Origin of the sequence: Paenibacillus sp. Soil766 (genome assembly GCF_001428105.1) — a bacterium.
Taxonomy (GTDB): Bacteria; Bacillota; Bacilli; order Paenibacillales; family NBRC-103111; genus Paenibacillus_E.
This window is the reverse complement of record NZ_LMSJ01000012.1, coordinates 161,522-184,315: the sequence shown is the minus strand read 5'-3', so window position 1 is coordinate 184,315 and position 22,794 is coordinate 161,522. Positions and strand designations below refer to the sequence as shown.

Below are 22,794 nucleotides of genomic sequence, written 5' to 3'. Positions count from 1 at the left end.
GTGACCTTCCTTGCGCACATTATTTGTGCGCTAGCGTGCGACGGCCGGCCGAGTGACCTTCCTTGCGCACATTATTTGTGCGCTAGCGTGCGACGGCCGGCCGAGTGACCTTCCTTGCGCACATAATTTGTGCGCTAGCGTGYGACGGCCCGCCGRGTGACCTTCCTTGCGCACATTATTTGTGCGCTAGCGTGCGACGGCCGGCCGRGTGACCTTCCTTGCGCACATTATTTGTGCGCTAGCGTGCGACGGCCGACCGAGTGACCTTCCTTGCGCACATTATTTGTGCGCTAGCGTGCGACGGCTGGCCAGGTGACATTCCTTGCGCACATTATTTGTGCGCTASCGTGCGACGGCCCGCCGGGTGACCTTCCTTGCGCACATTATTTGTGCGCTACCGTGCGACGGCCGGCCGAGTGACCTTCCTTGCGCACATTATTGTGCGCTAGCGTGCGACGGCCGGCCAGGTGCTCAATTGGCGCAAAGTCCACATAATCATCACGGGACCGCGGTGATCCGCGGGCCCGTTACGTTGTGGCAATTAGTTTAAATAATGGCTTTGATTTATTTCATAGTGAGGTCGTAGGAAATATCATGTTTCGAAATGTGAACTCACTGTCAACGAATCCAGTTACTGCTAAGCAGTGTCGAATAATTAACTCTGAAAGTTTATTATTTAATAAATACAGAGTAACGAGTAGGCTTCGGAATAGAAAATAAATTTTCACATTGTAGCATTCCAAGAAACCGAACATTACACTAAAGTTAAAACCTTTCACGGTTCCGCGGTAGACTACTTTGAACAAGTTTCTTATAACCGTGTATACAATAGTTGTATTTCGTTCCCGGCTTACAAGCCCCAGAACCTAGATGTTAGTCGATTATTTCGACTATCTACCGGTTAGCGAGCCCCGAAACCTTGGCGTTAGTCGATTATTTCGACCATCTCCCGGCCAGCAAGCCCCGAAACCTAGACGTTAGTCTATTATTTCGACTATCTCCCAGTTAGCAAGCCCCAAAACCTAGACGTTAGTCGATTATTTCGACTATCTCCTTACTTTCGCTTCCAGTATTTTGAAGAGTAGCACTGCGTGTAGAGGCTCTTCCCCAATGCCAAGAAGCGGATCCCAAAGGATCCGCTGTCGCAACCGCTGTCACTCACACTTAGCACTGTCACTTGTCACTAATCCCTAGCACTTAGCACTTAACACTTAGCACTCATCAATTCTCTCCCAATTCCACAGCCGCTTTCCCAAATCTAATTACTTTGCTGCGCATCAATCGCTTTCTGAAGCTCTTCCATATAGGATTGCGCCGTCATACCTTCGCCGCTGATAAGCAGCTGAGCATTATCCCATGCAATCGATTGTGTCTTGGAATCAAACCCAGCTTCAAACCACAGTACCGCTCGTTTCGCAGATTCGATCTTCTCTTGAACCAACTGTGTAAGTGGGGGCACCTGTGCAGGCATATGCTCCACTTTGAACCCTGTGATGAGTCCGTTATCTCTCATAGCCCTATCTCCATATTCACTAAACACGGTCTTCATCCATTCACCAACCTTCGAATTGAAAGCTGCCTTTGAGAACGAATTCGTTAATCCTGCATTCATCGGGAACTCATCCAATGTGCCAATGCCATCCTTCACCAAGGGGATATTAAAATAACCAATCCCATCCGCTCCAAGCTTATTACGAACGGGATTATTGAAATCACGCAGTTCCCAACTACCCGAGTAGAACATGGCTGCTTGACCTTGTAGAAATAAATCAATGGAAGTTTGCAGATCTATTTTATTCGCATCCCCTCCAAAGTAGCCTTTCATACTCATGTCATAAACGGTCTGTGCAGCTTCGATAAATCCCGGCGCTGTTACTTTCATCTCGCCATTCTCTACACTTTCCATCACATCTGGCCCGTACTTCCGAACGGCATACCCGCCGATTAACCTAGTAATGGGCCATTTCTCTTTACCTGCAACTGAGAAGGGCTGAATGCCATTTTCAATAAAGTGGTCAGCAGCCCGCAACATATCATCCCATGTACGGGGCTCTTCGATCCCTAGTTTTGCAAATAGCGACTTATTGTACCAAAACCCTTCAATGTTGAGCTCCAACGGGAGCGCATACAGACCTTCACCATGCGTTTGTTGTTTCAATAAATTAACTGCTACTGGATTTAATTTCTCATAGATACCTAAATCCTTAAACGTTTGCTCAAGATCGAGTACCTCACCCTTTAAGTTTCGAAGCGGTCTTCCGGACTCAAATGAAAACATGGTGGGCAAATCATTGCTTGCCGCAAGCAGTTGAATGCGTTGTCTCAGTCCTGACTGTCCTACATAGTAATACTCTAGCTTAACACTCGGATTTACCTTGGTATATTCCTCACTGATATCGGTAAGTACCTTTACCGTTCCCTCCGATTCTAAGTTAGAGGTTAAATATCTGATCGTGGTCAATTCTTCGTCCTTAACGCCAGTTGAGGGGCTTTCCCCTGAACTGCAGCCAACTAAGGCTACAAAAATCATCACAATGAGGACATGTATACATAACCTTTTCATCCCCGTAACCCCGCTCCCTCCGTTCGATTTAAGATTTTCTATGCGTCTCCCGATACTGTCCTGGTGTAACACCTGTGTACTTCTTAAACACTTCCGTAAAATGCCTGTAATGATAATAGCCTACTTGTACACTTACATCATTAATGAGCAGACCTTCATGAAGCAGCGTTTTAGCCCGCTCCATTCTCATTCTGGTAACAAATTTAATATAACTAAGTCCCTTGGATTCTTTAAAAAGCAAACTAAAATACGTGGCATTCATTCCCACATGCTCGGCTACTTCTTTCAACGAAATATCGCGCTGATAATTAAGCTCCATATACTGCACAGCTTTATCAACGGAAGCATGTTTAATCCTCTGACGCGTATCGACCATCACCTGCATGATGCGATGAATGTGATCACGGAACCACTTCACAATGTCATCTAAGGTAGCTAGTTGTCGCAATTGAACGTGGGGAAACTGATCCGAATCCATGATAAGAGTCATATCAACTCCAGCCTCTTTGGCCGCTTCCCAACCTAAATAAACGAGTTTGAGAATCTCCAATTCGAGCAATCTTTTTTCTAACTTTTTCACTTCACAAGATGGTTTAAATTGTTCCAATTGTTGATTTACACCCTTCGTATCACAGGTTCGAATGTAAAATACGAATAACTCCTCCCACGCTGTCAAGCCATCAGGGAGATCCCCGCTCTCCGCTAGATCCTCGTAACGTGTCCAGCCTTCTTCCTCCAGATACATGCCGTATCGAAGTGCACTTTGAGCTTCTCTATAGCTCATTGCAGCATCGGCAAGCTTCGGATAGGTTCTTCCTGACCCCATTGAAACACCGCCAGTTGTTTCTGCCCATTTGTTCATGTCTGCCCGGAATGATTCTGCATCATCCTTCACATGTAGTACAAGCCTCAGGTATTCGCTGCCATTTCGAACGTTGATCACATGGTAAGCGTCATTTCCGTCAAAAGAACCCCTCTCTGAAGAACTAGCTAGAACCGTAACCGACACAATACGACTCTCCTCCACGCTACAAGTAGACAGGAATTTCGCTACTGCCTCTGGACCCATCAGCAATAGATCTAATGTCGCCTTCTCGAGTAATTCCTTTTGTTTATCCATTTGTATCTGAACCTTCAAGAGGGCATCTTGGATCTTCCGAAGAGTAATCGGTTTCTCAATAAAATCGAGAACACCAATTTTAATCGCCCGCTTCACGTATTCAAACTCATTGAACCCACTAAAGACAATACATATCGTATCTGGCGCTTCTTTTGTAATGATTTCCAGCAGTTGAAGCCCGTCTATTCCCGGCATACGGATATCAGTGAAAATAATGTCAGGCCGCACTGAGCGATATAAAGCTAGAGCTTCTATCCCATTTGCCGCCGTGCCTACGAGTTCAATATTGTGGTGAGCCCAGTCGACCTTCGTTTGAAATCCTTGGAGTACAATGAATTCATCGTCAAATACAACGGCTTTACGCATCCTGATCACTTTCCTTCCATATGCCATTTAATCCGAATCTCAATCTTGGTGCCTGCATTAGGCTGACTTGTGAACGTAAAGGAGCTTTGATTGCCATAATACAACATCACACGTTCCCGAACATTCCGCAACCCATAGCCTTGCTCGATTACCGACAAATCTGCAACCCCAACGCCATCATCTTCTACTGTAAAAATAATGTCATCCATACCTTCTCTTTGCGCGGTTAGTCGAATTGTACCAGAACCGATCTTCGGTTCTAAGCCGTGATAAATGGCATTCTCCACTAAGGGTTGAAGAAGTAATTTCAAGATATCAATCCCCATCAACGATGGATCTACGGTTTCTATGTACGTAAAGCGATGATTAAATCGGATATTCTGGATGGTCATATAGTGCTCAATATGTTTCAACTCTTTGAAAAAGGGGATCGTTTCCTTCCCTTTATTAAGGCTTAATCGGAAGCTCTCCGATAAAGAATCTGCCATTTGGGCGATATCCGGCGTATCATGCATAATCGCCATCCAGTAAATCGAATCTAACGTATTATACAGAAAATGAGGCTTGATTTGTGCTTGAAGCGTGTTAAGTTCGGCCTCTCTTTCCTTCAATTGCGAATCAATCAGCCGTTCACCCAACTGCACATTCTCATTCGCCATCCGCTTAAAAGTTTCACCAATGGCGCCTACTTCGTCAGCTTCGAAATTTCCAATCCATTTCTGTACACCTGTCGACCATTCTAAGATCATTTTCTTCAATTGTAAGAGGGGGCGCGTAATCGACCTTGCTATCCAAAAGGCAAATAAGAGTGAAATGAAGGCGATCACAGCTGAAAGGATAGCGGTTGCTACGCCAATTCGGTTTGATTGCTTTAGCAACTCTTTGGCTTCAATAATATGCATGAATGTCCAACCTGTTGTTTGATTCGTATATGTCGTAGTCAAGTATCCTGTATGTGCAAGGCTTTCCATCAAATTTGTTATACCTGCTTCTGTAGACATGTCGTTAAAGCTATCAAATTGTTTAACGTAAACCATGCTCGAACTAGAACCGCTCGGATTCATAACTAAGAAGGAACTGTTATCGCTTTCATGAATAACGGTTTCAAACATACTCTTTTTGATATTCGTAACCAGTAGACCAAGAGGCTCACTATCTAGATTGTCGGGGTCGCGCAGCAGTTTCACACTGGAGAAAGACTCTTTCGATGTGAAAGGATCCAGCACGTTGTAACTGAAGAAAACTTCCTTTCCCCTTGCTTGGATAACGGGATCATACCACTCCGTCTTCGCTATATTCATTCGATTTTGATTCGTTCCATAGAGTCCCGCGCTCTCCGATCTTCCATAACAAATCGAATGAAATTCCCGATCAAATAAGCAAATAGAATCAAAGTATTGCGAATCCACAAGATTACTCGTCACGATATTTTCCAAGCGTTGTACGGTACGGACACCTATGGTTGAAGCAGCCCCACTGCGACCGCTTTCTACTAATTGTTCTCTCAGTTGCGTATCAGAAAGAACGACACGATTCATATTTATGACATTGCGCAGCAGTAAATCCGCGACTTCACTCGCCGTTCTCAAGTGGTTTTCATTCGTCTGTTGATGGTTCTGGACTAAGGTATCCTTCGCAATATTATAGGACACGAACCCGAGTACACATAACGGTATAACCGTCAATGTAATCATCGCAACGAGGAACCGGGTACGTATCTTTTTCGGTTGTAATTTTGCCCAAATTACTCGTACAAGCTTCATTTTTCATGACCCTCTTTTATGAAAGACTATAATCTTTATGTACATTCATCTTACATGAAATAGGTAAACACGGTAAGTCAGGTTTCTTTGGGAAAGTCAGTTTTTTTCGGATTAGACTCCTTTAGATAGCACAAAAAGGGCCCCCGCCACATTCATGGCTTCAGGGACCCCTCATCTTTTTCACTTACAAACAAGCAAGTTGGTACATCTCCTCATTCGATAACGCTTTGTTAAATATAGCTAATCCACCGATGCTGCCGACAAAGAAATTGCCGATTTCCTGAGAACGATCCACAGCTCCAACGGTAAAATCAGCACCATCATGCCCTCCATCATAAAGGCCGCCAGGGTAATGATAAGGATTACGGATTGGGCGTTCATCCAAACTTCCGTTTACATAGGACCGTACATACTGGCTGTCGTAAGTAAAAGCAACAAAATGCCACTCCTCAAGGGGAATCTCCGTAGCACCGATCGATGCATCCATACACCAGCGATACCCAGGTGTCGGGCCGCCTAAGGATGAAACATGTCCGCACACCTGCTGTCCGCTCTCCCAAATCGATAAGTTCAGGAATAGTCCATACTGGCGCCTCTTATTTGATTCGTTCCAAATGCCAGCAATAAATTCGCATTCGTTATTGGATTTCCTCCTGCGTTTAACCCAAGCAGCTACCGTCACCTGCGCATTCTCACCATGCATGCTCAGTTCTTGGAGCTGCTCACGTGGAATTCGAAACCATTTGCCTTCCTCCAGCAAAGCGCTGTATGGACCGAATACGCCTTCATGGTCTCGTGCTACAGGCCCTCCACTTTCCTTCAGGGCATACGGCTTTCCTCCCCTTGAAATGCGCGCTTCTCCAGGGCCTTCTTGAAAGTCCCAGAAAGTTACTAAATTCGGATGGTTGAGCATGATTTCAATATCCCTCTTCATGTATGAAGCCTCCAAAGTTCCCTATTTCTTTTTGCTATACCAGTCGTTCATCGCGTCAATGGCAGCTTTGCCACCTTTGGCATTAAACTCCTGTACAAACTTATCAAACTCGCCTAGGTCGCGTTTGCCCATAATAAATTTCAAAGCATTTTCTTCCGTATAATTGCGCAGCTCTGTAAATTTAGTGTCGTATGCCTCAATCGAAGGTGCGTAGGAAGTTTCTTCACGATTCTGCTTAAATTTCAGCAAAGGCTCGTAATATGGAAGGAATCCCTTCACTTTCAAACGCGCATTGAAGCTCGGATCGCTGTCACCGAAGAAGTATAATGTCCGCCACGGAATGTTGTTGCTCTGTTCCGGAGTCTGCACGATTTGCCCGTTATCTACCTTGTAATCCTGACCCTCAATTCCGTAAGTCAAAAATTTGTCCGTATCTGCATTCAGGATGTAATTAATGAAGGCAGCGGCGCCTTCCTTGTTCTTAGCTTGCTTCGGAATAACGATGTAGTTGCCCGGAATACCTTCCTCCTGGAAGCCTGAGGAGCCACTCTTACCGCTAACCGGTGCGATGTACTGCAGGGTCCCACCGTTCTTCTTCTCCTTGATCGATGTATCAATCGTCAGCGCATCGCCCCAATACACAGTGCCAAAAGCTGCAGTGCCGTTAATCATCTTGTCCTTAATATCTTTATTGATAGCAAATTCTTGGTCGATTAATCCTTCGGAATACCATTTCTTCATGGTCGTGAGGTACTCTTTATATTCCGGTTGCAGCCACGAGAATTCTAGCTTGCCATTTTTAGTTACTGTCGAGGTACCTACCCCAAACGCAGATGCATAAGGCAGGAAGGATGACATAAACGCACCAGGATTTCCAGCTGCCCCCGTGAGAGGTGCCAAATTCTTTTTCTCTTTGATGGTTTTAAGTGTCGTATACATCTCGTCCATCGTAGTCGGTTCTTTCAGACTGAGCTCTTTCAGAATGTCCGAGCGCTCCAGAAGGCCATTGCCAACCTTTTGGGCAACACGTACTGGAATGCCGTACATTTTGCCATCCAGCTTGGAGGCGTCGAGAATTTCTTTGGGTAGAAAGGAAGATAAATTAGGAATATTTGTTTTAACCAGCTCGTCAAGAGGCTCGAATGCACCCTGCTGTGCTAGCTTAAAGTAATCGGATTTGCCAGGGATCCACATGATATCTGGTACATCACCTGAGGCTAAAATGATCGATATCTTCTGGTTGGGATTGTCTTTAGGCAGCGAATCGAATTTCACATTGTACCCGGATTTCTCCTTGAGAACGTTCACTAGTTTGTTGTCGTTGATGGTGTCACTGCCCTTGAATTGTTCCATGGCAGGATGATACATACGCATCACTTTCAAGTCCTTGTTTTTGACCGCTCCACTTGAACTTGCCGCCCCCGTACTAGTGCTTGCAGGAGCAGTATTATTACCACTGCAACCCACCACAAGCCCAACCAGCAGGACGGATGACATGCCAATAAGCGCTGCTTTTTGAATTTTCATTGAATACAACCTCCCCTAAAGTGTTTATATAAAATAACGGGTGTGCTTGCAGGTTGGCCATTACCCTTTGACAGCACCCAACATAACCCCTTTGACGAAATATCGTTGAATGAACGGATACACGAATAGAATTGGAACTACTGCACACAGAATGGCCGCCGCCCGGATCGTTTCTGGGGTGACTTCGCGGAATACATCATTCACAACTAGATCAGCTGACTTCTCATCGGTTACGAGTTGAAGGAGAAACATTTGAAGCGGCATCAACTGCCGGTCAGTGATGTACATCATGGCTTGGAAGAACGCATTCCAGTAGCCAACCGCATAGAACATACCGACGGTAGCCAGTGCAGGTACAGATAACGGCAGATAGATCAAGGTCAGAATTCGTAAGTTCGAAGCCCCGTCCATTCGGGCAGATTCCTCCAGCGAGTCGGGCACGCCCATGAAGAAGTTGCGGATCAAGATCATATTAAACGGTGCCAGCGCAGTTGGCAAAATGAGCGACCATAGTGAATTGAGCAGCCCAACCTGCTTAACAACGAGATACGTCGGAATCAGCCCACCGTTGAAGAACATGGTGATGACGAACAGCAACATCAGAAAACGTGTGTACGGCAAGCCTTTACGGGAAAGCGGATAAGCCGCTAGTACGGTCAGCGCCATGCTGATTACTGTCCCGACGATGGCAATAAAAACCGAGTTGCCGAACGAATAGTAAAATTGCTTATTGGAAAGCACGTATTCAAAGGAAATCGTCGTTATTCCCTTGGGCCATAACAGGATGTCCTTGGCTAACACATGTGCTTCACTGCTGAACGCTTTGGCTGCCACGTGTATGAACGGCAGAATCATCGACAGCGATATGAGTGAAAGTATGAACACGTTAAAGTAACTGAATACGGTTTCTCCTCTAGTACGAATCACACAGGCACCACCTCTCTAGGTTAGTAAATTCCTTCCTCACCCATTCGCCGGGCTAGCGTATTGGCAATAACTAGCAGCACACAACCGATGACTGATTTAAACAGCCCCGCTGCTGTGGTCAGTCCGAACTGCATCGTCCCTAATCCCACTCGGAATACGTAAGTGTCGATAATATCAGCAACTTCGTATACCGTCGGGTTGTACATGACGAGCACCTGCTCGAAACCAGCGTCAAGTAAGTGACCGATTCGCAGCAGAAGCAGAATAATAATCGTTGAGCGAATGCTCGGCAGCGAGATGTGCCAGATTTGTCGAAGCCGTCCCGCACCGTCCACTGTGGCTGCTTGGAATAATTCCTCATTGATGCTTAGCAACGCAGCGAGGTAGATGATAGCGCCCCATCCCGCTTCTTTCCATACATCGGTGTACACGAGAATCCAGCGAAACAGCTTCTCACTCGTTAAGAAGAAGATCGGCTCTCCGCCAAATGCTTGAATCAATTTGTTCACAATACCGCTGCTCGGTGACAACAAATCGACAGCGATTCCTCCGATAACGACCCACGAGATGAAATGCGGCAGGTACGTAAACGTCTGAACCCATCGCTTGAATACAACCAGACGAAGCTCATTAAGTAAAAGTGCGAGCAGAATTGGCGCCGGGAACCCGATTACCAGCTTCATCAGGCTGATAAGCAGCGTGTTAACCACCACTCTTGGAAACTCGTCGAACATAAACAACTCTCGGAAATACTGTAGACCGACCCATTTACTTGCAAATACCCCTTGAATAATGTTGTAGTCTTTAAACGCAATCACGACTCCGTACATCGGTCCGTATTTGAACACTAGCAGGAACACCAGCGCTGGCAGAACCATTAAATAAAGATCCCAATACTTAAGCAGAGGATGACGATTGGCCCGCTTACTTGTCAGCATATGGGATGTTGCCGCAGGGACTGAGGTTTTCATTTCTAAGATCTCTCCTCTCTGGGATGCTAGATTTTTAACTTCTGTGCCCTCATTATATCTGTTGACGGTTTGAAATCGTATCCCAATCCTTCGACTTTCATTGCAACTATTTTTACTTCCTGAACTAGCCAACAAGAAATATCTTCTTATTGGAAATTATGACCTATGAGAAAAAGCCAATCGGTGGATTGGCCCTTATTTGTTAACCTCGCTCGGTTTAACGCCCCAGAACTTCTGGAAACTCTTCGAGAAGTAGTTCATATGACGGTAACCGACCTGCTCCGAGGCGTCGGACACCTTGACTCCTGTGCACAATAACTCCTTAGCCCGCTCCATCCGAAGCCGCAGCACATAACTGGAGAACGATTCCCCAATCGTTTCTTTGAAAATTCGACTTAAGTACGAATAATTGATGTATAAGCTTTCCGCTGCGAAATGCAAACTTAGCTCTTCCTTATGCAAATGCTCTCGAATAAAACCCATGACCTCATGTGCAGTCCGCTGCGAGTTGGACTGCCTTCTCTGTGCGATGGCCATACTGATCCGACCGGCCATCCGATTCAGCCAACTTTCGATTTGCTCACGGGTAAGCAAGGATGTGAACGACTCGAAGTCCTCATAATCGCTTTGCAGCGTACCACGCAGCGTCCAGCCTTGCGCATGCACAATCCGAGCAAGTAAGCATGTCATCCGAAACAAGACCTCGCGTGCTTCCACAACCGGTTTACCGCTAGCGAACCCCGTTTCCATAATACGACGGACGATCTCCTCTCTTCGCTCTTCTTGGCTGCCCGCCTCGATCACCGCCTCAAATTCACGTTCGATCTCTTGCAGCATGTCCCAAGAATCCTCCTCTGGTGTATCGTCTCGGTATGGAATAGCAACACCATTGCCAAGAATAAGCCTCTCCTTCAGCGCAAGTCGGCACATCTTGTAAGCACGGGGCAGCAAGGAGCTTTCAGCCACTGGTGTACCTATACCTGCGCTTGCGGTCAGCTTCAGTGTATCCTTGACCGTCTCCAGAAGCGCAAGAACCTGCCCGTTCGCTAGCCCCTTCATCGCCTCGTCCCCTTCGTCCGTAGAAACGAAGAAGATAGCTGCTGTCAGGCTATCATCATCCTGCACGACAACGCAGTTCTCATTCTCCAGCACATCCCGGGCGATCGTAAACAGTGAAAACTGTACCAACTGTCGATCCTTCACCTCAAAGCGCTCGTTTCCCTCGGAGATTGGATCCATATCCAAAATAATGGGCAGCGCCTTTCGTTTCTCTAGTCGAATGGCTAAATCATGTCCTCTCCGATCGATTTCCCAGGCGGAATAGCGGCCGTTCAACCAATTTTTATAAAACAACTCCTTGAGGTGAGGCAGATGTTCGTTCCACTTCATTTCCAACAGCTTCGTATTATGCTTTTCGCTTAGTTCTTTTTCCCGCAGCCGTTTCGCTTCCAGCACAGCCTCTACAATCTGCTCATTCTCGGCGGGCTTAATTAAATATTTGAATACGCCTTGCTCGATGCTCTCTCGAGCATAGTCAAAATCGTCGTGCCCGGTCAGAATCAGCAGCTTAATGTGCGGGAACTGCCTTTTGACCAACTTCGCCAGCTCCAGTCCGTCCATCTCCGGCATTCGAATATCTGTCAGCACAATATCAATATGATCATTCTGAAGCACGGACATCGCTTCTTTGCCGGTGGATACGGCCGCCGCCAGTTCAATCTGCATCTCGGTCCACTCGATCCCCTCAGCAAGTCTCTCCCTGACATAAAGCTCATCTTCCACAATTAACAACTTCATCGCGCTTCGTCCTTCCCTATTGGAATCGTAATCGTGACTCGAGTTCCCTCATTTTCCACACTGTGCACTTGCAAATCTGCTTGTTCACCGTAATACAGTTTCAGCCTTGATTTAACATTTTTCAGTCCAAAATACATATCAGGCGGGCTGCTCTTAGAAATCCGGTACGAATGGCTAGTAATCGCGCTAAGCTCGTTGCGCAGGTGATTCATCTTCTCGGGCGGAATCCCCATGCCTGTGTCCTCAACTTGTATCAACAGGGAACCGCCGGCCAAATTCGAGCTAATCCGCAGCTCACCACCATACGAGTTTCGCTCCAGTCCGTGTATGATCGCGTTCTCCACGACAGGCTGCAAAAGTAGTTTCAAGATTTCAATCGGCTTAGTTAATTCCTCCAGCGTTATCTGAACGGTAAAATGATCCGTACGAATCTGCTGTACCCGGATATAATACATCAGGTGCTGAACTGTCTCTTCCAACGTAAACGTCTCACGTCCCTTACCGAGACTGACCCGGAAAAATCGAGCAAGATTGATAACCATTTCGCTTATCTCGTGAATTTTATTCTTAAAGGCAACCGAGTAGATCGAATCTAATGTATTGTATAAAAAATGCGGGTTAATCTGCGATTGCAGGAGGCTGAATTCTGATTTGGCGAGCCGGAGCTCCTTCTCATAATCCTCCTCGATCAGTAGCCGTTGTGCTTCCGCCATCCGGTTAAAGCCATTCATGACGGCTCCGAATTTATCTTTCCGGCGATGAACAATTTGTGTGTTCAGGCTGCCGCCACTGAAGTGCTTGAAAGCTGCCAGCAGCTTCTGCAGGGGCTTGGAAATTTCCACATAGACGAGCCACGCAATCCACACCGCCATGATGATACTGATAACGATGATCAAATAAGTAAACAGTTGCAGCCTATGCGTCAGCCTGAACAATTCCGAGCGTGGCTGCTCCAGCTCAATTGACCAAAAGTTGCTCTCCTCTTTGATCGACATGACGTCGGCCTCATTGCCATTCCCGTGCATTGCGCCAGGGTTTGTCTCTAACACGAAGCCGTTATTATAAGACAACCTGATGTTCATATTATCGGATGTCTGCAAATGTTGAATGATTTTGCGAAAAGAAGACTTGTCCACCGCAAGCACGAGCACGTTCGGCTCCTTGCTGTTGCTCTGCACATCGAGAAGCCGTGAGTAATAGATCATATCGCTATTCAGATAAGCCGATGGTCCACCTACTTTGTCAGTCGGTACATGTACGACGAGTCCGCCATTGGAGTTCACCGTTTGCTTAAACCAAAATTCCTGCTTCACGTCTGGCCATCTCACCCCTCCGCTAGTCGTGGATACCCCGTTGCCACTTTCGCCATGGATGATAAAAGCTTCTTTGATAGAACCATTCACATTCGTAAGTGCGGACAGCTGTTGCTGTACTGTATGCAGACCGTACAGATGGTCCGGACTGAGTGGGTTGTCAATATTGTTCCAGATATCGACAATCGACGAATTCAATGCGATTAGCAATGTTTGTTGATCCATGTTTTTAGTCAATTGATCCACGTACTCAAGAGTCGTCAGTAACGCTCCTCGCGTACGGTCGCCAATCTGATCGTCCAGAATCGACTGGGAATAGTTATTAGCGAAAACACTGACGCTAACGAGCGGCAACAAGATGAGCAGAAAGGTAAGTGTCAGCTTGAATTGGATCGAATGCAGCCGATTCAACAGCTTCATCGTAGGCCACCTCTTTGGACTTCCCGCTGCACAGCTGATGGCGGATGGCCCATTATTTTTTTAAACACACGGTTGAAATGTGCCTGATCGCTATATCCCAAATACTCCGAAATCTCGCCAATTGTCATTCTAGTGTTAAGGATCAAATCACGTGCCGCATGCACTCGAATGTGATGCAAGTAGGTGATCGGTGTCATGCCTGTCACTTCCTTGAATGTTTGCGTGACATAGTTGGGAGCGCGATCTACGAGTCGGGAAAGCTCCTCAATGCGGATTCGCTCACGGTAGTGGGCAGAGATATATTCTTGCACCTCGCGCATAAGTCTCAGCTTGGCGAATCCAAATCGCTCTTCCGAAGTTTCCTGCACGAAATAGCCGAACAGCTCGGTGGCGATTCCGGTACAGATGATGTCAGCATGCTCCCGTTGACCGAACCAATGCTGTGCAAGTGTACTAAACCGCTGTTTGACGTAGTCGAACTGCTGAGCCTTCACCTTCCTGTAGGGTTCAAGATTAGTGAACGCTTTCATTTCTTGTCCAGACTTCCCAGCGTGCAAATGAAAATGCGACGAATATTTCACATGCAGCCCGTCTGGCGCATTCATACCTGAGCGCATCACACCCTGCTGGATATACAGAAAATCACCTTTTTCCAGATGAACCGGTTCGTTATTGACCACATAATTCACTTTCCCGTGCGTCACAAGAATCAACATGTCTGTTAAGGTTGCGGACTCTTCCTTCTGCCAATCTACGTCCATATCATCAATAAACACGGATACGAGCTCCATCATCTGTAGTTCCCCCTTCCCATCTATACCTTAGAATTATACAAAAAACAGTTGTTTCCGCAATAGTTTTTTCTACGCTGTTCACTTAAGATTAATCTAACAAAGCTTAAGGGGGCTGAACATTATGGCCATATATCCGGTCGCTTCCATTGAAGAAATTCCTTCCGGTGCTTTCAAAATCGTACAAATCGAACAACGCTCCATCGGGGTCTATAACGTGAAAGGTGACTATTACGCTGTGCATAATTATTGCCCGCATCAAGGGGCGGAGTTATGCAAAGGAGTGGTCTGCGGAACTACGCTTGAATCTCAAGTGTATGAATTTATCTATGGTCGCGATCAAGAGATATTACGCTGTCCTTGGCATGGATGGGAGTTCGATCTCAAGACAGGCAAATCATTGTTCAGTGATAAAGTACGCACACGCACCTACCCCGTCGTCGTAGAAGATGGACAAATTGGCATCTTGATTGGCTAATAAGGAGGAGAAACTGCATGAATTCGAAAAATGAGAAACTGCCTGTCATTGACTGTGATGTGCACAATCAATTCCGGAGTAGAAATGACTTAATCCCTTATCTCGATGAGCCGTGGAAAAGTCATGCCGAGAGGTTCGGTATACCTGGAGGTGGTCTGCCCTACTCGTCACCAATTGGCAACAAGCGCAAAGATTCCGATCCACCTAGCGGGCTTCCTGTCGGATCAGATCCACATTACATGATCGAGCACTTGGTCGAACCATTCAACCTTGATTACGCGTTGCTTTGCTCCGATACGCTAATTGGCATGTCGGGTTATGCTGACAGCGATCACGTTGCAGCCGTATGCAGGGCCTACAATGATTATTTAATCGCCGAATGGCTGCCGATTAGCCCGAAGTTCAAAGGTTACCTGTGCATCGGTACCCAAGATCCCTTAGAGGCAGCACGCGAGATAGACCGAGTTGGCCCGCATCCAGACATCGTCGCGGTCTGCGTGACTGGAGGTTCTCGAATGCCGTACGGCCAACGTTTCTTCCATCCGATCTACGAAGCTTGTGAGCGCAATGGCCTTCCTCTTGTCATCCATCCAGGCGCCGAAGGCTCGGGCATCTTCAACGCCCCGACTGCAGTCGGGTATGTGTCGAACTATTTGCAGTGGCATACTTGCTTGCCGCAAACTTTCATGGCACACCTGGTTAGCTTCGTGTGCGAAGGTGTGTTTGAGAAGTATCCAGGGTTTAAAGTGGTGTTTTGCGAGGGCGGCGTCACCTGGCTGCCACCTTTGCTATGGCGTTTGGACAAGAACTTCAAAGCTTTACGCGCCTCCACCCCATGGCTAAAGCGTATGCCTAGCGAATATGTGCGCGACCACTGCTTCATGACGACGCAGCCGATCGAGGAACCAGATGACTTCAAACATCTCGAAGCGATGTTCAACATGTTCGACGCCGAGAATATGCTGCTCTTCTCCAGCGACTACCCGCATTGGGATTTCGACGATCCGACGAAGATCCTGCAAAGGCTCCCGCTCGAGAAGAAGAGGAAAATATTCAGCGAAAATGCTAGACAGCTGTTCAAGTTGAAGTGAGTGCACGAACCTCCCCTACTCCTCTGAAAATGAGGGGCTGGGGAGTTCTTCGTTTCCGCATTAACTGGAAAAATAAAAAATTTAACTTAGAAAATCCATTTATTCGCCTGGGTGACGGAGGTTTTGGTCTTAGAGGTCCCAGGGCATCTTGGGAAGATACATAGCCGCACATTGATAAGAGCAGTTCCCCGATGAGGTGAACTGCTCTGCTCTAATTTTCAGATACTATTTCTTATTCAATTTGTCATAAATGGCCTTGCCATCTTTGCTAAACCAATCCTGAGACGCTTTGATCACATCTTGTCTGCCAGCCGCGTCCGCCTTTTTGAAATACTCATCCAATGCCGTAAGTGGTAATGCTCCATTGATGATTTTGGCAACGTACTCATTTCTCAAGTCGATCAACGCTCGGCCTTTGGCAAGTTCAGCATCCGTCTGCGGTCTGTATTGGTTAATATTGAAGGCAGTCAGCTGCGCACCCGCTTGGGCAAAGCTTTTCATTGCTGGCTCATACCCGCCAAGTAGTGCGTTAGGTAACCAAATGTCCGGTGTATTCCACATTCTGTAATACAGTTTATAGATGATTTGATCATAAGCAGGCTTCTTCGGACTCAGCGCACCATTTACCATATCATAGTGAACGCCTTCCTTACCGAAATTCACAAACTTCTGCAGATCCTTATCTTTCAAATAGGTGTTCAGTAAATCCACAGCTTCGTTCACATTCTTTGAGCTTTTAGGAATAATATAGAAGTTGGATACAGGAGCAGGCATAGTATATCCTTTTTGCCCATCTTTTCCTTCTACCGTGGGCAAGAAGCCCAACTTCGCATTGGCATCTGTTTTACTTAAACCTGCCTGGTAAGTAGCAGGGTCCCAGTAGCCTGCAAACACGGCGGCTGCTTTCCCCGACGACATCTTCTCAGTCACTTGCTGTGTTTTGTTGAATAGGTACTCGTTGTCAATTAAACCTTCTTTGTAGAGCTTATTCAGGTAGGTCAGCAACTCTTTCAGATTCACATCCTGTGCATCAACCAGCTTACCATCCTTTACGATAAAAGGGACAGCGAGGTTATTGATGCCGGACATTCCGAAAGCTGCGGTAATGACATCCAGTCCATCCAGCGGATTCCCGTTATTTCCGGCTGCTGCCACGTACGGTATGGTTCCCTTGCCGTTTGGATCTTTGTCTTTCATCGTCTTCAAGAACGTATATAGTTCATCTAGATTTTTTGGCGCCTTCAGTCCTAGCTTATCCATCCAGTCTTGTCTGGCTAGAAATCCTGAGCCTAGATCGACGTTTTCGAATTTCTGAAACGGAGGAACTGGGATGGCGTATTTTTTCCCTTCCAGGGATACAGCCGTCCATGCGTTCTCCGTAACTAATTTATTAACCTCGCTGCCGTATTGCTTAATGGCCTCGTCTACTGGCAGAAGAGCCCCCTGAGCGCTGAAACGTTTGAAAATATTCAAATCATTCGTATAGATCAGATCATATACATCACCAGAGGCAAACATCAAATTGTAGGTATCCAATTGATTAGCAGCCGGAATAACATTCCATTCGATATTCGTGTACCCTGTCTTTTCTTTGATCATGTTCAGGAATTGATTATCGTTTGCACTTGCTCCCTGCTCATAGCCCTTGACACCTGCATTATCTGGAACGGCGATCCTGATTTTGGCCGCCTTATTCAGCTTCGGTCCCTGGGTCGCAGCAGCTTCTTTCGTCTCCTTGGCTTCTTGCGCCGCCTCATTGCTGCAACCTGCAAGAGATACCGATGCTGCAAGTGCAACTAACAATGTTGTCGTTGACCATTTGTTTAATGTTTTGCGCATATTTCTTCCCCCTTTTAATAACTAGCTACTGTTTAACCGCACCAAGCGTCAAGCCTGTGACAAAATACTTTTGTAGGAATGGATATACGAGCAGAATCGGTATCGAAGAAACGAAAATTGCTGCCGCTCGGAATGTCTCGGATGCGATATTGGCCAATTGCTCGGGATTTTCCAAACCGTTCTTATTGGCTGCTGCCACGACATTTTGCAAGAATAAAGGCAATACCTGTACCTCTTTTTTCGTTAAATACATTAAAGGGTCCATGTAGTTGTTCCAAATCCCTACCGCGCTGAAAATAGCGATTGTCGCAAGCAAAGGCTTGGAGATCGGAAGCATGATGCGGAACAAAATGGTGAGATTGCCAGCTCCATCAATTCTCGCCGATTCCTCTAGGCTGTGTGGCAGAGATTCAAAGTAATTGCGCACCAGAATCAGATTGAAAGCGCTCACCATCCCCGGAATGACAAGCACCCACAGATGATTAATTAATCCGGTATTTTTAATGACCATATAGGTAGGGATCATTCCCCCGTTGAACAGCATCGTGAACACATAAAGAATATTAATGGCCTTACGGCCTACCAAATCCCGCTTTGCGATGGCGTACCCGACACAGGCTGTAAAAAACACTTGAACGGCTGTACCTACAACGGCGACTAACAAGCTGTTCGTAAACGCAGTGCGAAAATCAATGCCTGATAACAACACTTCGTACGCTTTTAACTGAAAGCCCATTGGCCATAAGCTAACCTGACCGCTGACGACATAAGCTTCTTCACTGACCGACTTCGCTAATAGTGTGATGAACGGTAGGACGCAAATGAGACCTACTGTTATCAACAATGTGTAATTAACAACCGTAAATACCTTTTCCCCGGTCTTCATCCTCTTGTCGAACAAAGTTATTTGCTCCTCTCTGCCCCTTATTTACCATATCCCACGGTTCGAATACTTGCGACTTATCTTATTGGCCGTAATCATCAAGGTAAATCCGATAGCTGATACAAACAAGCCTACTGCGGTTGTATAGCTGTAACTGCCGTTCTGAATCCCTTCGCGGTACACATAAGTTCCGATGACATCCCCAACGCTGTATACAAGGGGATTGTACAGGAGAAGCACCTGTTCCGTATCGCTGCCCAATAAGGTCGACACCCTTAGAATAATAATGAAAACGATCGTGCTCGATATGCCTGGGAGCGTAATATGCCACGTTTGTCTGAGCTTACCAGCACCATCAACGCTGGACGCGGCGTACAGATCAGGATCGATGGACGTTAAAGCGGCCAAGTAAATAATGGCGCTCCAACCGGTTTCCTTCCAAGCCGTTGATGCGACGAGAACACTGCGGAAGTAACTATCATCGCCAAGAAACGAAATCGGCGAGATATTAAACACCTTCAGCATGGCATTGATAATACCTGTACTTGGGGAGAGGATATCCACAAAGATCCCTGCAATAACAACCCATGATAGAAAATGCGGCAGATAAGTAAGCGTTTGCGTCATGCGTTTGACAAAGCCCGTCCTAACTTCATTCAATAGCAGCGCCAAGATAATCGGCAGTGGAAACTGAAAAATAAATTTGAACAAATTAATCAACATCGTATTGCTCAACACACTAAAAAATTTAGGATCGGTCAACAATGTTCGAAAATGCGCCAGTCCTACCCACTTACTATCCAGTATGCCGTCGAATACCCGATAGTTCTTAAATGCGATGACGATCCCCAGCATCGGGACATAGCTGTAAATCAAAAGCACCAGTAAGGGGATCGAAATAATCAGATATAAATCTAGATTATGCACGATTCTTGCCTTCAGGCGATTTTTTGTCTTGGGGATCACACCTGCATCTAGAGAATCAATCGCGTGGGAGGGTGTAATCTTTGCCATTTCATCACCTCAACTCCTTGTTCTATAGCTTTATTTTACGTAAATAAGCCTATCAGCTACAACAGGACAGAAGTAAGATATCACTGACAAAAATACGGATTATACGCTTCCCGAAATTTTGAGCTTCGCAACGGCACGGCAGCCCACACCCGGTTCGCTGTAGAACTGCAAGCCACATTCCATACCATAATAAACTTGTATACGCTGATGCACGTTCTTCACGCCATACCCTCTGCTCTCCGTTTCAAACAGTTGCTGAAGCCTCTCTGTCGTTATCCCAACGCCATCATCGTTGACCTCTAAATACATATAGGCGTCCTCCCGATAAGCACGGACGACAATTGTTCCAGCCTTCCCTTTCTTAGGCCGAATGCCATGAATAACTGCGTTTTCAACTAGCGGTTGCAGAATCATTTTGATCATAATCTTCTCTTCCAGACCTTCTTCAACGTCCGTAATGAACTGGATGGCTCCCCGATAGCGGTAATTAATAATCTGCATATATTTACTGACTTCCATAATTTCTTCTGCAACGCTGATATGCTCCTTGCCTTCGTTTAAACTGAGCCTCAGAAACTTGGCCAGTGACTCGGTCAATTCCGCGATTTCCTTCGCGTCGATTCGTAAAGCACTCCATTGAATAATATCTAGGGTGTTATACAAGAAGTGTGGGTTAATCTGGGCATACAGCAGCTTCATTTCTGACTCTTGCTTGCTAATTTGTGCCTGATATACCTCTTCAATAAGGGCTTTAATTCGCGTACTCATCTTATTAAAAGAGCGCTGCAGTCGCGCATATTCATCATTTCCTCGAATATTATCCTCGGTCTCAAAGTTCCCTTTTTCTGCATGCTTGATGAGCTTCACCAACTTTTTCAACCTTTTGGTAATGCTCCCTGAAATGATGAACGCAGTAATGATAGCAATAATCGAGACTACCCCGGCCAAGCCTAGCATAAAATTCTGAATCCACCTGCTGTTCATCCCAAGATGCTTCTCTGTCATGAGCAGTGCAATTTGCCATTCCAGACCTTTCGTTCTGCTGAATACAGCATAATTGGTTCTCTCTGCAGGTCCGAAACTGACAATCCCTTCCTCATCTTCCGGCAAAGACTCCAAGAAGAGGTCGCTTACATCGCTGCCCCCTGCCAGTAATTGCGCCTGTCCAATTCGCTTGCTAGGGGACATAACCAGTGTTTCCGCACCATCTGGAAGTCGAATATCATTCAGAATAGACCAGATAAATTTGGCATCCAGCTCCACCATTACATAGCCAAGGACATGCTGAAATCGATTGATATCCTTGATTTCTTTAATAAAGAGAACCTCATCGCCTTGAACGATGCTTAGATGTTCCACGTCGCTTGCATAGAACCACTTTTCTTTGATTTTGCCTTCCAAAAGTGGCTGTAGACCAGCTTCAAGTTGAAGCTGATCTATACCAAAAAAATTAGGGCTTGCCGAGACGAAGGTTGGGTTCCCTTTCATAAAATAGCTAACCTTGAGCACATTGCTCTTGCCCACGTAATTGCTCACGTTTTTGCTCAGCAGATTAAAAAAATCAATCACTTCCCCCGAAGTCAAAGCTCGTTCAGATACCGTTCTTAGAATTTGTTGAATATCATAGTTACTTTGCGTTAGATCAGCAATGTTGTAGGCGGTTTCGATACCGAAGGCGATGTTTTTCTCTGCCTGCTTCAAGGTTTCCAAATAAGCCTTGCCTGTCTGCTCAACCACAGATTTATGAATCGTAATATAAGAGAAATAGACCAGTACCATAACCGGAATAATGATCAAAATTAAATAGGAAATGACCAGCTTGGTCCGCAGGTTAATGTTATAGTAAACGCCACTGAGCTTGTTAATCACTACTCTCATAGCATTTTCTCCCGATATTCCATAGGGTTGACGCCCACGACTTTTTTGAATATTTTGGTAAAATAATGCGTGTCCTGGTACCCAACCTGATTGGCTACTTCATATATTTTAATAGAGGCGTCCTTGAGCAGCTCCTGCGCCTTCTTTAATCGTACATGTGTGATGTAATCATTTATCGTGTGACCTGTTTCTTTTTTGAATAACGTCTGAAGATGTCCAGGTGACATGAATACTTCCGACGCCAACTGCCCAATCGTCAGATTCTGATAGTAAATCTTATGAATAATGCCCTCCACATCCCGAATAACTCTTCGGGACTTACTGTTTCGCAACTCATTGGTAGCCGACTCCAAATAAGCTAGCTTCTCAAGCACAAAATTCTCAATTTGTTGTGGACTCTGCATCGTTCTGAACTGGTGCAAGGACTCCTTCACCTCTTGCGCAATGGCAGACTCGATATGCGTAGCTGCGCTTCGAATTGCTTTAATAAGAAGCTCACTGCAGATGGTCGTTAGGAACAACATGCTTTCCATTTTCAATTGCCGGATCGTAATAAAGAACTCCTGAACCTCAGCAGTTAATGCTTCTGTTTGCCCCGTGCTGCACAATCCTATGATCTTCTCCATGGACTCCACAATCACCGGCAACCCCGTAGATGAAATACTGCCAGAATAATACTGGCTAACGTCTTCCTGTAATCGCTTCTCCGCTCTTTCTTTATCCAGCTTAGCGACAACTTTGGCGACTACCTGCTTTAATTCCTCTCGATTAAACGGTTTCAATATATAATCGATCGCATCCAATTTAATTGAAGCCTTCACATACTGAATGTCTTGATGAGCGCTTATCATGATTACCATGACGGCAGGCTGTTCATGTTTCAACTTGTCTATTAATGTGATGCCATCCATCACTGGCATTACGACATCTGTAATCACGATATCTGGTCTCAGGTCACGTGCAACAAGCAGCGCCTCCGCCCCGTCTTCTGCTTCACCCGTAATCTCGATACCCAGACGATCCCAGTCGATGAGATCTCGCAGGCCTTCCCTCGAAATATAATCGTCGTCGACAAGCATCATTGTGTACATAGGCAGAGACCTCCTTGGCAATTTGAGC

The 22,794-nt window shown here is 46.0% G+C and carries 17 protein-coding genes; 2 read left to right on the top strand and 15 right to left on the bottom strand.

The genetic code is table 11. The annotated features are described in order from the left end of the window. Positions 1–1,258 precede the first annotated feature (1,258 nt). From ASG89_RS10220 to ASG89_RS10175, 10 genes are all read right to left on the bottom strand, one after another. A complete protein-coding gene (locus tag ASG89_RS10220) occupies positions 1,259–2,530 on the bottom strand; it encodes an ABC transporter substrate-binding protein (protein ID WP_235549718.1) in 1,272 nt (423 codons plus the stop codon). Between the two features lie 61 nt (positions 2,531–2,591). Beyond that, on the bottom strand, positions 2,592–4,049 hold the full coding sequence (locus ASG89_RS10215) for a response regulator (protein ID WP_057310478.1): 1,458 nt from the start codon (positions 4,047–4,049) through the stop codon (positions 2,592–2,594). A 5-nt stretch (positions 4,050–4,054) separates the two neighbouring features. Then, a complete protein-coding gene (locus ASG89_RS10210) occupies positions 4,055–5,812 on the bottom strand; it encodes a sensor histidine kinase (protein ID WP_057310477.1) in 1,758 nt (585 codons plus the stop codon). A 184-nt stretch (positions 5,813–5,996) separates the two neighbouring features. After that, positions 5,997–6,746 carry a LamG domain-containing protein gene (locus tag ASG89_RS10205; protein WP_057310476.1) on the bottom strand — a complete coding sequence of 250 codons (750 nt, stop codon included), beginning with the start codon at positions 6,744–6,746 and terminating at the stop codon, positions 5,997–5,999. Positions 6,747–6,767: 21 nt separating this feature from the next. Continuing rightward, positions 6,768–8,273: an extracellular solute-binding protein gene (locus ASG89_RS10200; RefSeq protein ID WP_057310475.1), complete on the bottom strand. Its 1,506-nt coding sequence runs from the start codon at positions 8,271–8,273 to the stop codon at positions 6,768–6,770. Positions 8,274–8,333: 60 nt separating this feature from the next. Next, positions 8,334–9,200 (bottom strand): carbohydrate ABC transporter permease, encoded by an 867-nt coding sequence (locus ASG89_RS10195; RefSeq protein WP_057310474.1) that lies wholly within the window; start codon positions 9,198–9,200, stop codon positions 8,334–8,336. Between the two features lie 20 nt (positions 9,201–9,220). Further along, complete coding sequence (locus tag ASG89_RS10190) at positions 9,221–10,171, bottom strand: ABC transporter permease (RefSeq protein ID WP_082592955.1); 951 nt, start codon at positions 10,169–10,171, stop codon at positions 9,221–9,223. Positions 10,172–10,366: 195 nt separating this feature from the next. Beyond that, positions 10,367–11,968 (bottom strand): response regulator, encoded by a 1,602-nt coding sequence (locus ASG89_RS10185; RefSeq protein ID WP_057310473.1) that lies wholly within the window; start codon positions 11,966–11,968, stop codon positions 10,367–10,369. After that, positions 11,965–13,701, bottom strand: a complete 1,737-nt coding sequence (locus tag ASG89_RS10180) for a sensor histidine kinase (protein ID WP_057310472.1) — start codon at positions 13,699–13,701, stop codon at positions 11,965–11,967. Before ASG89_RS10180 ends, ASG89_RS10185 begins: the two co-directional genes overlap by 4 nt. Further along, positions 13,698–14,495 (bottom strand): helix-turn-helix domain-containing protein, encoded by a 798-nt coding sequence (locus ASG89_RS10175; protein WP_057310471.1) that lies wholly within the window; start codon positions 14,493–14,495, stop codon positions 13,698–13,700. The genes ASG89_RS10180 and ASG89_RS10175 overlap by 4 nt, the downstream gene beginning before the upstream one ends. Positions 14,496–14,616: 121 nt before the next feature. On the opposite strand from ASG89_RS10175, the gene ASG89_RS10170 reads away from it, so the two are divergent. Then, complete coding sequence (locus ASG89_RS10170; RefSeq protein ID WP_057310470.1) at positions 14,617–14,970, top strand: Rieske (2Fe-2S) protein; 354 nt, start codon at positions 14,617–14,619, stop codon at positions 14,968–14,970. A gap of 17 nt (positions 14,971–14,987) precedes the next feature. Next, positions 14,988–16,061, top strand: a complete 1,074-nt coding sequence (locus ASG89_RS10165; protein WP_057310469.1) for an amidohydrolase family protein — start codon at positions 14,988–14,990, stop codon at positions 16,059–16,061. Positions 16,062–16,286: 225 nt separating this feature from the next. Here ASG89_RS10165 and ASG89_RS10160 read toward each other — a convergent pair whose 3' ends face one another. The 5 genes from ASG89_RS10160 to ASG89_RS10140 all read right to left on the bottom strand — a co-directional run bounded on the left by ASG89_RS10160 (position 16,287) and on the right by ASG89_RS10140 (position 22,766). Further along, positions 16,287–17,900, bottom strand: a complete 1,614-nt coding sequence (locus ASG89_RS10160) for an extracellular solute-binding protein (RefSeq protein WP_057310468.1) — start codon at positions 17,898–17,900, stop codon at positions 16,287–16,289. 25 nt (positions 17,901–17,925) lie between these two features. Then, positions 17,926–18,786: a carbohydrate ABC transporter permease gene (locus tag ASG89_RS10155; RefSeq protein ID WP_063867817.1), complete on the bottom strand. Its 861-nt coding sequence runs from the start codon at positions 18,784–18,786 to the stop codon at positions 17,926–17,928. A gap of 42 nt (positions 18,787–18,828) precedes the next feature. Next, complete coding sequence (locus ASG89_RS10150) at positions 18,829–19,797, bottom strand: ABC transporter permease (RefSeq protein WP_057310466.1); 969 nt, start codon at positions 19,795–19,797, stop codon at positions 18,829–18,831. A 99-nt stretch (positions 19,798–19,896) separates the two neighbouring features. Beyond that, on the bottom strand, positions 19,897–21,675 hold the full coding sequence (locus ASG89_RS10145; RefSeq protein WP_057310465.1) for a sensor histidine kinase: 1,779 nt from the start codon (positions 21,673–21,675) through the stop codon (positions 19,897–19,899). Continuing rightward, complete coding sequence (locus ASG89_RS10140; protein ID WP_057310464.1) at positions 21,672–22,766, bottom strand: response regulator; 1,095 nt, start codon at positions 22,764–22,766, stop codon at positions 21,672–21,674. Before ASG89_RS10140 ends, ASG89_RS10145 begins: the two co-directional genes overlap by 4 nt. Between the last annotated feature and the right edge of the window lie 28 nt (positions 22,767–22,794).

Bases quoted from the DNA above. Each gene is read 5' to 3' on its own strand.
- ASG89_RS10220 (WP_235549718.1), bottom strand. From the start codon at position 2,530: ATGATTTTTGTAGCCTTAGTTGGCTGCAGTTCAGGGGAAAGCCCCTCA.
- ASG89_RS10215 (WP_057310478.1), bottom strand. From the start codon at position 4,049: ATGCGTAAAGCCGTTGTATTTGACGATGAATTCATTGTACTCCAAGGA.
- ASG89_RS10210 (WP_057310477.1), bottom strand. From the start codon at position 5,812: ATGAAGCTTGTACGAGTAATTTGGGCAAAATTACAACCGAAAAAGATA.
- ASG89_RS10205 (WP_057310476.1), bottom strand. From the start codon at position 6,746: ATGAAGAGGGATATTGAAATCATGCTCAACCATCCGAATTTAGTAACT.
- ASG89_RS10200 (WP_057310475.1), bottom strand. From the start codon at position 8,273: ATGAAAATTCAAAAAGCAGCGCTTATTGGCATGTCATCCGTCCTGCTG.
- ASG89_RS10190 (WP_082592955.1), bottom strand. From the start codon at position 10,171: ATGAAAACCTCAGTCCCTGCGGCAACATCCCATATGCTGACAAGTAAG.
- ASG89_RS10185 (WP_057310473.1), bottom strand. From the start codon at position 11,968: ATGAAGTTGTTAATTGTGGAAGATGAGCTTTATGTCAGGGAGAGACTT.
- ASG89_RS10180 (WP_057310472.1), bottom strand. From the start codon at position 13,701: ATGAAGCTGTTGAATCGGCTGCATTCGATCCAATTCAAGCTGACACTT.
- ASG89_RS10175 (WP_057310471.1), bottom strand. From the start codon at position 14,495: ATGATGGAGCTCGTATCCGTGTTTATTGATGATATGGACGTAGATTGG.
- ASG89_RS10170 (WP_057310470.1), top strand. From the start codon at position 14,617: ATGGCCATATATCCGGTCGCTTCCATTGAAGAAATTCCTTCCGGTGCT.
- ASG89_RS10165 (WP_057310469.1), top strand. From the start codon at position 14,988: ATGAATTCGAAAAATGAGAAACTGCCTGTCATTGACTGTGATGTGCAC.
- ASG89_RS10160 (WP_057310468.1), bottom strand. From the start codon at position 17,900: ATGCGCAAAACATTAAACAAATGGTCAACGACAACATTGTTAGTTGCA.
- ASG89_RS10155 (WP_063867817.1), bottom strand. From the start codon at position 18,786: ATGAAGACCGGGGAAAAGGTATTTACGGTTGTTAATTACACATTGTTG.
- ASG89_RS10150 (WP_057310466.1), bottom strand. From the start codon at position 19,797: ATGGCAAAGATTACACCCTCCCACGCGATTGATTCTCTAGATGCAGGT.
- ASG89_RS10145 (WP_057310465.1), bottom strand. From the start codon at position 21,675: ATGAGAGTAGTGATTAACAAGCTCAGTGGCGTTTACTATAACATTAAC.
- ASG89_RS10140 (WP_057310464.1), bottom strand. From the start codon at position 22,766: ATGTACACAATGATGCTTGTCGACGACGATTATATTTCGAGGGAAGGC.